The sequence below is a fragment of the Yersinia similis genome, assembly GCF_001053095.1.
Classification (GTDB): Bacteria; Pseudomonadota; Gammaproteobacteria; order Enterobacterales; family Enterobacteriaceae; genus Yersinia; species Yersinia similis.
Genome location: NZ_CGBP01000031.1, coordinates 1 through 11,785 on the forward strand (window position 1 = coordinate 1; position 11,785 = coordinate 11,785).

The window sequence follows — 11,785 nt, forward strand, 5'->3', positions numbered from 1 at the left end:
TAAGTGACTGGGGTGAGCAAAGGCAGCCAACGCACTGGTAGCTTGAAATATGACGGGTAAATTCCTCATCAAGATATGGCTTGTAAGATGAAGAAAATTTTAGCTTTACTGGTAATCGCCCCCTTGTTAGTGTCTTGTTCGGGCAACAAAAATCAGGTAGAAAACGAAGTTTTTGTCAAAGACACCAATGGCTTTGAGATTTTAATGGGCCAATTTGCCCATAACATTGAAAATATTTGGGGATTAAAAGAAGTCTTAATCGCTGGTCCGAAAGATTACGTTAAGTACACGGACCAGTATCAAACCCGCAGTCATATCAATTTTGATGCTGGTACTATTACGATAGAGACGATCGCCACGACCAATCCGGCGGCACATTTACGTCAAGCGATCATCACAACGCTATTGATGGGTGACGATCCAGGCTCGATCGACCTCTATTCTGATGTAAATGATATTCAGATCAGTAAAGAGCCGTTCCTTTATGGTCAGGTGCTGGATAACAATGGCGAACCGATCCGTTGGGAATGGCGGGCAGCCCATTTTGCTGATTATTTGCTACAAAACAAAATGCAAACACGGACTTCCGGTTTGCATGTAATCTCGTTGGTTACCATACAGTTAGTGCCTAACCATCTGGACAAACGGGCGCATAAATACCTGCCATTGGTGCGGAAATCAGCGGCACGTTACGGCGTGGAGGAATCTTTGATTCTGGCGATTATGCAAACTGAATCGAGCTTCAACCCCTATGCCGTCAGCCGTTCTGATGCACTGGGGCTGATGCAAGTGGTTCAGCATACCGCTGGGAAAGATGTATTCAAACTGAAAGGCAAAAGTGGCCAACCAAGCCGCAGCTATCTGTTTGATCCTGAAAATAATATCGACGCAGGCACCGCATATTTATCTATTCTGCAAAATACCTATTTAGGTGGAATTCAAAATGCCACCTCACGGCGTTATGCCGTGATCACCTCCTACAACGGCGGCGCAGGTAGCGTATTGCGCGTGTTCCACAGCGATAAAAATAAGGCGGTGGGTATCATTAACACAATGTCACCAGGGGATGTGTTCCAAACGCTCACGACCAAGCATCCATCAGGTGAGTCCCGCCGTTATCTGGTGAAAGTGAACAGCGCACAGAAGAACTATCGCCGCTATTAGTGATTAGTAGGCAGAAAAAATAAGCAATCAAGCGGCTGACACCCCTTCCGATAGCTCGCCCTTAAACGGCGAGGATCGGCTGGGCGTGTCAGGCATCTGTACCTACAGCGGCCATCTTACCTTTCAATACATTTTTTTGAATATCTCAAATTGATGTTACAAACGATTTTGATTATCATTCGCCCTCTTTTTTTAGCCAGTGATAATTATGCGTCTGTTGTTACTTATTTTCCTGCTCTGCACTTGGGCAGTTAGCGCCAAAACGATTACCGATATTACCGGCCAACGCATCGAGATTCCGGATAACCCACAGCGTATCGTGTTAGGTGAAAGCCGCATGCTATATACCCTCGCGTTGCTGGAACCGGGCTACCCCGCCGCTCGCGTGGTGGGCTGGCCGTTGGACCTGAAGAAATACGATCCGCAAAGCTGGGCGCTATATACTGATAAGTTTCCGCAGATGACCCACATTCCGGCTCTGGGCAGCACGGGCCTGCGCGATATCAACCCGGAGAAGGTGCTGGAGTTGGCACCAGATCTGGTTATCCTGCCAGTACTCGCTAAAACTACTCATGAAGAAATCGCGCTAATTTCCCTGCTCAAGCAAGCGCATATCCCGGTGATCCGCGTCGACTTACGCGTCGATCTACTCAATAACACCATTCCCAGCCTACGCCTACTCGGCGAAGTGCTGAACCGCCAAGATCGCGCCGAAGCCTTTATTTCTCTGTATCACTCCCATATGGAGCGTATCCACCAGCGCATCGCTGCTTATCAGGGGCCGCGCCCTAGCGTGTTGCTACAGCTGCATCTGGGACGGGGTGACGAATGCTGCACCACCACGCTAAAGGGCAATCTCGGCCAACTGCTGGAGTTTGCTGGTGGTGACAACATCGCTGCCGCGCAAGTGAAAGGGGTATTCGGCCAGCTTAGCGAAGAGTATGTGCTGGCCCGTTCACCAGAGATTTATATTGCTACCGGCATGGCAACGGCTGGCAGCCAAGCCCAAACGCTGGCGCTCGGCCCACAGGTCAGCACCTCGCAAGCGCAGGAGAGTTTCCGTCGCGTTATCGCCACGCAAAGCAAATTGCAGCACCTTCCTGCGATTCAAAATGGTCACGCCTGGGGGTTGTGGCACAACTTCTATTTAAGCCCGCTGCATGTGGTGGCTGCGGAGTTTTTCGCTAAAACGCTTTATCCACACCTGTTTGCCGACGTTTCACCACAGGATACGCTGCAAACTATTTACCAGCAGTTTTTGCCGCTGGATTTCACAGGAACTTTCTGGAGTCATTTGGATAATGAATAAAATAAACACGTTCATGCTATCCATGTTCATGCTGTCTACGTTTATACCCTCTACGTTCATACTGTCCACACTACTGCTGCCAACTGCCGTGTTGGCAGAAGATACGATAATCGTTGAGAGAAATAGATCGCAAACTGATAGCTATCAAGCGACCACCAGCGTGACAGCTAATCGATCGCCAACCAACATTATCGACACCCCGCAAAACGTAACTGTAGTGACGCATCCGGTGCTGGAAGATTATGATGTGACCAATCTTGGCGAAGCACTTTATTTTGTCAGCGGGATTACCCAATCCAACACGCTGGGTGGCACGCAAGATGCGCTGATTAAACGCGGTTTCGGCGATAACCGTGACGGCTCAATTCTGCACGATGGCATACGCTCAATTCAGGCACGTAATTTCACGCCCACTAGCGAACGCGTCGAGGTGCTGAAAGGCCCCTCCTCCATGCTATACGGTATGAATGAACCGGGTGGGCTGATCAATGTGATCAGCAAAAAACCACAACTCGATCCCCATGTGCATTTGGAAGCCAGCGCTAGTAGTTTCAATGGCGGCGGTGGCCAACTTGACGTAACAGGCCCCTTGGGTGAATCCGGTTTTGCCGGGAGGTTGATTATCGATCACCAGGAGACCGATTACTGGCGTAACTTTGGCCGTAACCGCCAAACTGTGGTCGCGCCATCGCTTGACTGGTACGGTGAAGACACCACCGTACACCTCGCCTGGGAACGAATGGAGTATCTGGTACCGTTCGACCGTGGCACGGTGATTGACCCACGCACTGGCAAACCCATCGACACTCCGCGTGATCGCCGTTTCGACGAGAGCTATAACGCCACCCGCGGCGATCAAGACACAGTCACGTTTAACATCAACCACGAACTGAACGAGTACTGGTCCACACAGCTAAATTATACTTTTAGCCGCAATAGTTATAGTGATAATCAGGCGCGCGCCACTGCATTTAACGCTGAAACCGGCGTATTGACCCGCCAGGCAGACGCCACCGCTAACGCCAAGAGCCATTCGCAGGCGGTGCAGTGGATAGTCAATGGTGATCTCGATTGGGGGTTCACCAATCACCAACTGATGTTTGGTATCGATTATGAAGCCAGCCGTATTTTCCGTGGCGACATGATACGCGGCAGCAAAAACAACGGGTTTAATGTCTATGACCCAATTTATGGCACTCTGCCCCCATCCACGGCCATCAGTGCTGCTGATAGCGATCAGCGGGAAAATATCGATAGCCGTGCGCTGTTCATTCAAGACTCGATGCGCCTAAACGAGCACTGGCTATTGCTCGGTGGCCTGCGCTACGACAACTTCGATGTAATAGCCGGTAAAGGCCGCCCATTCAAAAAGAATACCGACAGTTCCGATAGCCGCTTGGTGCCGCGCGCCGGTGTGGTTTACAACCTGAACGACTGGTCAAGCCTGTACGTCAGCTACACCGAGTCATTTAAACCAAACGTCTCTATCGCCACCGCCATTGATGCGTTACCCCCCGAATACGGCAAATCGTGGGAGGCGGGCTACAAAATTGATATCAATAACCGTGTAACCGGTACGCTCGCGGTCTACGATATCCATAAACGCAACATTATGGTCAGCGAGTTGGTGGACGGAGAAACTGTCACACGTACCGCCGGTAAGGCGCGTTCACGCGGCCTGGAACTGGATATGGCTGGCGAAGTGACCGACTCACTGAGCCTCATTGGCAGCTATGCCTATACCAATGCACGCCTGACTGAAGACCCGGATAACAATGGTAACTCCCTACCCAACGTGGCACGCCACACTGCGGCACTGTTTCTGAGTCAGGACTTCGGCACCACTTCATTGATTTCCGGCGATGAAGTGAAAGCAGGTATTGGCGCACGCTATGTCGGAAAACGTGCTGGCGACGCCGCCAACAGTTTCTGGCTGGATAACTACACGGTGGCAGACGCATTTGTTGCCTGGAAGATGCCGCTATCCGGCTATCAACTCAAATGGCAGCTTAATGTGAAAAACTTGTTCGATAAGACATACTATCCGTCGAGCGCTAACAACCTGCGTATCGCTATCGGCGAACCACGTCAGGTTGTATTGCAAGGCAGTATCGATTTCTAACAAACAGAGGGCATTATTACCCTCTATATTATTATCCTCTATTTAGTTACTGCTACGCTCAATTTAGATCAACGTCCCGGCCAGGAAGCCGGGACGTTGTCGGCGGTTTATCGTGGCACATCGTCCTGAATCCCAAAAAATCAGACTTTACTCCGTGATTTCAGGCTTTGGACCATCACCGCGATGATGATAATAACCCCTTTGACCACCTGTTGGTTATAGCCGGAAATATTCATTAAATTCATTAGATTGGAGATTATACTCAGGATAAATACGCCAATAATAGTATTGACCACATTGCCATGCCCCCCCGCCAGACTGGCCCCGCCAACAACTACCGCAGCAATGACATCCAGTTCAAACCCAATAGACAGCACCGGTGATCCCACCCCCGTTCGGGTGGCAGAAATGATACCCGCCGCACCACAGGCAAATGCGCTGATAGCATAAACGGCCAACTTATAGTTATTGACCCGAATACCCGCGAAGCGAGTCGCGGTTTCGTTAGAGCCTATCGACACCACCAACCGGCCAAAGACTGAATTTTTGTATACCAATTGGCAAATAATGGCAAAACCGAGGAAAATATAAACAGGCAAAGGGATCCCGAGGAAATAGCCCGTACCAAAGTTTACGAAAGCATCGTTATCAATAAATACCGGTTGGCCCTTAGAAATAATCAGTGCCACGCCTCGCGCAATGGTCATCATCGCCAACGTGGCAATAAAAGGCGCGATATTAAACCAAGTGACCAGAAAACCGGAGAATGCCCCCATCAGAGTGGCAATACCGACACCGGCAATCAACGCAGGCCATAACCCAAACTCTGGGATCAACAGCCCTACCAAGACCGAAACAAATGCCATAATGGAGCCAATAGACAGATCAATGCCGCCAGTCAGAATGACGAACAACATCCCCAATGCCGCCAGACCAAGCGGAACACTTTGGCGCAGCACATTGGTAATATTATCCCCGCTGTAAAATCGATCAGAGAAGAAACCTGCCGCAACCAACATAACAATAAAAACGACGGTCGTTGAGTTGTCTAGCAGGAACAGCGCCGTTCTCTTCATCAATGACACCTGCCTGACGTCATCAACCTCTTTGACTATGGATCCCATTACCTTATCCTTTATGTAATATTGTCTCGATGTAATATTATCTCGCGCTTGGGAATGGCATAGCGCATGATATTTTCTTCTGAAATATCATCATGTTGTAGCTCTTTAGTAATGCGCCCTTCACTCATCACATAAATGCGATGACAAAGATTAATCACTTCAACCATCTCCGATGAGATCACTAAAATGGAATAACCGCGTTCGGCCAATTGGTGAATGATGTTATAAATTTCAGCCTTGGCTCCCACATCAACACCGCGGGTGGGTTCATCCAAGATCAAAATATGGCAATCCGTGTTCAACCATTTGGCGATGACCACTTTTTGCTGATTACCCCCACTTAAGCTGGCAATGGGATCCTCGACCGACCCCAGTTTGATGGCCAGTTTTTGTTGTAGCTTCTGGCTGGTCTCTCGCTCCTGACGGCGACGAATAAAACCCATCCATCCGCTAACCGCCTTCAGATTCGATAACGTCATATTTTCGCGGATTGGGCGTACCAAAATCGCCCCCTGCTCCTTACGGCTTTCAGGCACCAGACCAATCCCATGGGACATCGCCTGTGATGGGTGATTAATCTGAATAGGCGTACCGGCCTTGAACACCGTTCCCCCCGCTATCTTGTCAATGCCAAAGAGACAACGTGCTATTTCGCTACGCCCTGCCCCGACCAAGCCCGCCAAACCGACGATCTCACCTTTATGCAATGTCAGATTAATATCATGCAGCAGCGCACGGGTTGAGAGGGCTTTGACCTCCAAGACCACCTCATTGCCTGGCTCATTTTTCTCGGGATAGAGGCTTTCCAGTTTGCGCCCTACCATGCTGGTGATAATTTCGTCTTCGTTACAAGACTGAGGATCTAAGGTAGTGACGGTCTCGCCATCTTTAATGACGGTGATCACATCAGCTATAACCATCAATTCTTCCAACCGATGTGAAATATAAATGATGGTCACCCCGCGCTCCTTTAACTTGCGTAGCTGGGTAAATAATATCGCGACCTCTTTACCTGACAGTACCGCTGAAGGCTCATCAAGGATCAGAATGTTGACATCTTTGGCCAGCGACTTAGCAATTTCGACCATCTGTTGATAGGCAACGCTCAGATCCCCCACTCTGGCGCGGGGATCGATTTGAAATCCCAGTTCATTCAGGATGGCGCTGGCTTTTTCATTCAAACGCTTCCAGTTGATCATGCCGGTGCCAAAACCAAGATCGTCGAGAAAAATATTCTCTGCTACTGTCAGGTCCGGCGATAACGCCAGCTCCTGATAAATAATGCCAATACGGTTTTCTTTACTGTGGATCGGTGAAGTAAAATTTTTCTCCTCTCCGTGGATCATAATGCGCCCGCTGTCTTTGGTGTAAATCCCCGACAGGATCTTCATTAGTGTCGATTTCCCGGCACCATTCTCGCCGATGATGGCATGAATGCTACCGGTGCGAATTTGCAGATTAATTGACTTCAGCGCGTGAATCCCCCCGAAGCTTTTCGTCACCTGTATGACTTCAATAGCGTACTGATCCACCTGGTCGGTCTCCCATATCCCCCTGTAAACAGGGGGATACGACGGTTAGAAAATCGAATCTTCTTTATAATATTTGTCGACGTTATCTTTAGTGATCAGAATGGAGGGGATATAGACATAATCAGGAAAACTCGTCTGACCGGCCTGATATTGACCAATAACCTCTAGCACCGTGCGAGTCAGCAAGTCTGGGTTATTCGAGGCCGTCGCTTGCAGTTCGCCTTTTTTCACGGCTTCCAGCCCCTTTTTATACCCGTCGTGAGCATACACTTTGATATTATCCAGCTTGTTAGCCGCTTTCAGCGCACGGATGGCACCTAACGCCATATCGTCCATTTCACTGTAAACACAGTTAATTTTGTCACCCTGCGCCACGATAATGTCTTCCATAGCTTTCAAACCGCCCTGCTGATCCCAATTCCCCCACCCTTGGCTAAGAAAATTCACATTAGTGCGGTTGTATTTACGTAACTGAGCTTCAGCAACCCCCAGCAGGAAGTTGTCACGACGCGCCTGGCCGACCAAATTACCTTGGTTACCACTGAGGAAAATGCAGTTCATCGGTTTATCACCAAACTGGCCCACCGCATATTCGCCGATCAGGTTGTTATTTTTGGCATTATTGGCCTGAACTCGCGTGATAACCGGAGCTTCAAGCGCGATATCACTATCAAGGATCACAGTAGGTACACCAGCACGCTTGGCGATTTCAGTAATACGCAAGCCAGCTTGGGGATCTTGGGGATTGAGTATCAGATAATTAATACCCTGTGACAGCATGTCTTCCACATCAGCAATTTGCTTATTCAAATCGCCTCGGGCATCGGTGGTAATTAATGTATAGCCTTTCTCCTTGGCATGAATCTTCATGTATTCGGTCAGTCCATTAAAAAAAGCGCCATTCAAGGTACGGTTAGCGAAGCCGATCTTGAGTGTCTCTGCGGCAGAGGCACTCATTGAGATGGTGACACCGGCCAACAGCAGGCCAATTAGTCTTTTTTTCATTATATTTCCTCTCGTTATACAGGGCGGATAAGTGTTGTTATCAGACTAAATTCGGCAGATTGACTGACTACGGCCGTTATTTCAAAGAACAGATGCTACTACCCGAACTGGCACTCTCAATTTCTCATCATCATCAAATGGTCATTTGCCCACGCAAAAGGCTTTTGACTTATTTTTAGGTTACATGAATAATTACTCTCAGTTATTGCTTTAATTCACAAAAATAAAACAATCTTCACCCATTAATTAACACATTGATTTTATTTATTAATTATATTTGTTTATTGCTATTAGCCGTTTAATAAACAAAATGCAGCCAATTAGCATGATCTACATAACAGAAATAGGAGATATGTTTTCCCTGATGAGTTAGGGGTAGGCGATGTAAGAGATAAGTGGTGTAAAAGATAAATGATCTAAGGAATAAAAATATAAAGGGCGTAAAAACTAGATGCAGCAACACCGGTAGAACGCGATGAGTGATAAGAATGAATAATAGAGATGGGCTACGACGTTATCTGGTAGGGGGAGTGAAATGTAATACCGAGGCCATCATTTAAAAAATGGCCGCGGCTAGTGGTGCGGAGCAATATCAGACTATTACGTGATCACATAACCAAAGATACGCCGCCAAGACACATCACCTTTTTCGATATAAACGCCCTGTAACTCAGGTGAAAAACCTGGCAGTAAGTTAATCCCCTCTTCCAACGCCAGAAAATAACGCTGAACCGCCCCCCCCCAAACTTCGCCGGGCACCACACACAACACACCCGGCGGATAAGGCAAGGCTCCTTCGGCGGCAATACGGCCTTCAGCTTCAGCAATAGGGATCAGCTCAATATTATCGCGGATAAACTGAATATTGGCGTCTTGTGGGTTCATGACTACCCGCGGGAAACTGGCTTTACGGAACATATCCTTTTGCAATTGCTTAACGTCATGGCTGACGTACAGGTCATGCATTTCCTGGCATAACTGACGCAAGGTATAACCGTGATAACGCTCTTCATTCTTACGATAGATCGTCGGTAATACATCACACAGCTTCGCATCTTGTTCAACATAGCGTTCAAACTGCACCAGCATATCAACCAAGTGTGCCATTTTGGCGGTATTTTCTGCAGGGGTCAGCAGGAACAGGATCGAGTTAAGATCACATTTTTCCGGCACAATCCCATTTTCACGCAGGAAAGTCGCCAAAATAGCCGCCGGAATACCAAACGAAGTATATCGGCCAGTGCTGGCATCAATTCCCGGCGTCGTCAGCAATAATTTGCACGGATCAACCAAATACTGATCTTGGTTATATCCCTCAAATCCATGCCAACGTTCATCTGGGACAAAATTAAAGAAGCGCGCATCATTGGCAATCACATCAGTAGCATAATCTTGCCAATTTTTACCGCCAACAATTGGAGGAATAAAGGGCTGTAACATCGAACAGCGTGCCAATAATGATTTACGAGTTTCAATACCGAGTTTTACGCAATCCATCCACATACGGCGGCCACTGTCACCAAAGTGTATTTTGGCATTAACATCCAATGCCGCAAATAATGGATAAAACGGACTGGTCGATGCATGTAGCATAAAGGCATTATTAAAACGCTTATGGTTACAGTGACGTTTCTGTCCTTTAATGTGATTATCTTTTTTATGTACCTGAGAGGTCTGAGAAAAACCAGCCTGCTGCTTGTGTACCGATTGAGTCACAATAATTCCAGGATCATTTTCATTTAATTCCAGCAATAACGGTGAGAAATCCTTCATCATCGGAATAAATTGTTCGTAACCCACCCAAGCAGAATCAAACAAAATGTAATCGCATAAATGACCAATGCTATCAACTACTTGGCGGGCGTTATATACCGTGCCGTCGTAGGTACCCAATTGAATGATCGCTAATCGGAATGGCCGAGTCTCTTCTGCACGCTCGGGAGCAACTTCACGCAACTGTTGACGTAAATAATCTTCATTGAAACAGTGCGCATCAATGCCACCAATAAAACCAAAGGGGTTACGGGCCGTTTCCAGATAAACTGGCGTTGCGCCCGCCTGGATCAGCGCACCATGATGGTTAGATTTATGGTTATTGCGGTCAAACAACACCAAATCACCACGAGTCAGTAGAGCGTTGGTCACGACTTTGTTGGCCGCCGAGGTACCGTTCAGGACAAAATAGGTTTTATCGGCATTGAATACCTTAGCAGCATATTTCTGTGCATCTTTTGCCGCCCCTTCATGGATAAGTAAATCACCTAATTTGACATCCGCATTACACATATCTGAACGAAAAATCGTCTCACCATAGAATTCAAAAAACTGGCGTCCTGCAGGATGCTTGCGAAAAAATTCGCCCCCCTGATGGCCAGGGCAAGCAAAGGTCGAGTTATTCATCTCGACATATTTTTTCAGTGTTGAGAAAAAAGGTGGTAAGAGATTCTTTTGATATTCACTGGCGGCAGCTTCTACCTGAGCGTTATAAAAAGCTTTATTTGCTTCACCAAGCGTAATGACACCTTTAATCAAGGGCAAATAATCAGCAGAGACCGTCTGTTCTACCGTCACGGCAATAAACGCAGGAATAGCAAAACCAAGGCCATGCAGCATTGACAATATACCTGCATTTGCATCTTCAACCGACATTACCACGGCGGCAACATCAGTAAAATCAGTCTGATTGAGGTACACCACTCCGCGCTGAGTTTCTACATAAGAAGCCAGGCGGGCGCTTGTTGCTATTTTTAATAGTGTCATATCACTTACTCTCAGACGGTCAGGTATGAGGCTGCCATTTTGGCATATCGATGACATCGCATAGCGCGGAACACTAATGCAATGCCGGTAAATTGATGTCATTAAATGCGCACATTTCCCCGGCGGAAATACACGCCTGAGGGATAGGTGAACTGGTCTCAGCATCGACCAATAGACATCAGTAAAATCAGAGACTCTGCTCTATTTTTAATAATGCCTAACAGTGAGCAAAAGGTAGCCTTACCGCATGGAAGAAATAAGGGGCTTAGTAGAAATAAAGCAGAAAAGAGGACATGTGAGGCGCTCAATATGCATGGGATTGTGTAAAACTGTCATAACCGCCTCCTACCTGAATACTCGAAATGATATGAACTATAGACATGAATTGTAATGCTAAAATTTGCGCAATAGTTGCATGTTTTACCAGAGGGTTCAACCCTTGATAACCAATAAAAATGCATATTTAGTGAATATCTAAGCCATTGTTATTTAACGAGTCAGAAAAATAAAAAATCTATAAATCAACCAGATGAAATAGTTAGCTGCGTTCCATAAATAGGCATGATTATATCGTTTTAACGTTTTTTGTTTGAAAAGAGAGCAGTTGATCGCCTTTATATGAGAAACTCATTGACGATTTGATGACAATACGGTTTAATGCGCCCCGTTGCCCGGATAGCTCAGTCGGTAGAGCAGGGGATTGAAAATCCCCGTGTCCTTGGTTCGATTCCGAGTCCGGGCACCATTATTCAAAACCTGTTCGTTAAGG

Annotated in this window: 7 protein-coding genes and 1 tRNA gene; 4 read left to right on the forward strand and 4 right to left on the reverse strand. The window is 47.3% G+C overall.

Annotated elements, in window-relative coordinates; genetic code table 11:
* Positions 1–87: 87 nt before the first annotated feature.
* From mltC to AC971_RS17805, 3 genes are all read left to right on the forward strand, one after another.
* On the forward strand, positions 88–1,164 hold the full coding sequence (gene mltC, locus AC971_RS17795; RefSeq protein ID WP_025381147.1) for a membrane-bound lytic murein transglycosylase MltC: 1,077 nt from the start codon (positions 88–90) through the stop codon (positions 1,162–1,164).
* Between the two features lie 208 nt (positions 1,165–1,372).
* A complete protein-coding gene (locus AC971_RS17800) occupies positions 1,373–2,473 on the forward strand; it encodes an ABC transporter substrate-binding protein (protein WP_025381148.1) in 1,101 nt (366 codons plus the stop codon).
* A gap of 88 nt (positions 2,474–2,561) precedes the next feature.
* Positions 2,562–4,595: a TonB-dependent siderophore receptor gene (locus AC971_RS17805; RefSeq protein WP_038402338.1), complete on the forward strand. Its 2,034-nt coding sequence runs from the start codon at positions 2,562–2,564 to the stop codon at positions 4,593–4,595.
* A gap of 140 nt (positions 4,596–4,735) precedes the next feature.
* Here AC971_RS17805 and AC971_RS17810 read toward each other — a convergent pair whose 3' ends face one another.
* From AC971_RS17810 to speF, 4 genes are all read right to left on the reverse strand, one after another.
* Complete coding sequence (locus AC971_RS17810; RefSeq protein WP_025381150.1) at positions 4,736–5,719, reverse strand: ABC transporter permease; 984 nt, start codon at positions 5,717–5,719, stop codon at positions 4,736–4,738.
* A gap of 11 nt (positions 5,720–5,730) precedes the next feature.
* Positions 5,731–7,251, reverse strand: coding sequence for a sugar ABC transporter ATP-binding protein (locus AC971_RS17815; RefSeq protein WP_025381151.1), 1,521 nt, complete (start codon positions 7,249–7,251; stop codon positions 5,731–5,733).
* A 45-nt stretch (positions 7,252–7,296) separates the two neighbouring features.
* Positions 7,297–8,256, reverse strand: a complete 960-nt coding sequence (locus AC971_RS17820) for a substrate-binding domain-containing protein (RefSeq protein ID WP_025381152.1) — start codon at positions 8,254–8,256, stop codon at positions 7,297–7,299.
* 600 nt (positions 8,257–8,856) lie between these two features.
* Positions 8,857–11,016 (reverse strand): ornithine decarboxylase SpeF, encoded by a 2,160-nt coding sequence (speF, locus tag AC971_RS17825; protein WP_025381153.1) that lies wholly within the window; start codon positions 11,014–11,016, stop codon positions 8,857–8,859.
* 669 nt (positions 11,017–11,685) lie between these two features.
* On the opposite strand from speF, the gene AC971_RS17830 reads away from it, so the two are divergent.
* Positions 11,686–11,761 (forward strand) — tRNA-Phe (locus AC971_RS17830).
* Positions 11,762–11,785: the final 24 nt, after the last annotated feature.

Bases quoted from the DNA above. Each gene is read 5' to 3' on its own strand.
- mltC (WP_025381147.1), top strand. From the start codon at position 88: ATGAAGAAAATTTTAGCTTTACTGGTAATCGCCCCCTTGTTAGTGTCT.
- AC971_RS17800 (WP_025381148.1), top strand. From the start codon at position 1,373: ATGCGTCTGTTGTTACTTATTTTCCTGCTCTGCACTTGGGCAGTTAGC.
- AC971_RS17810 (WP_025381150.1), bottom strand. From the start codon at position 5,719: ATGGGATCCATAGTCAAAGAGGTTGATGACGTCAGGCAGGTGTCATTG.
- AC971_RS17820 (WP_025381152.1), bottom strand. From the start codon at position 8,256: ATGAAAAAAAGACTAATTGGCCTGCTGTTGGCCGGTGTCACCATCTCA.
- speF (WP_025381153.1), bottom strand. From the start codon at position 11,016: ATGACACTATTAAAAATAGCAACAAGCGCCCGCCTGGCTTCTTATGTA.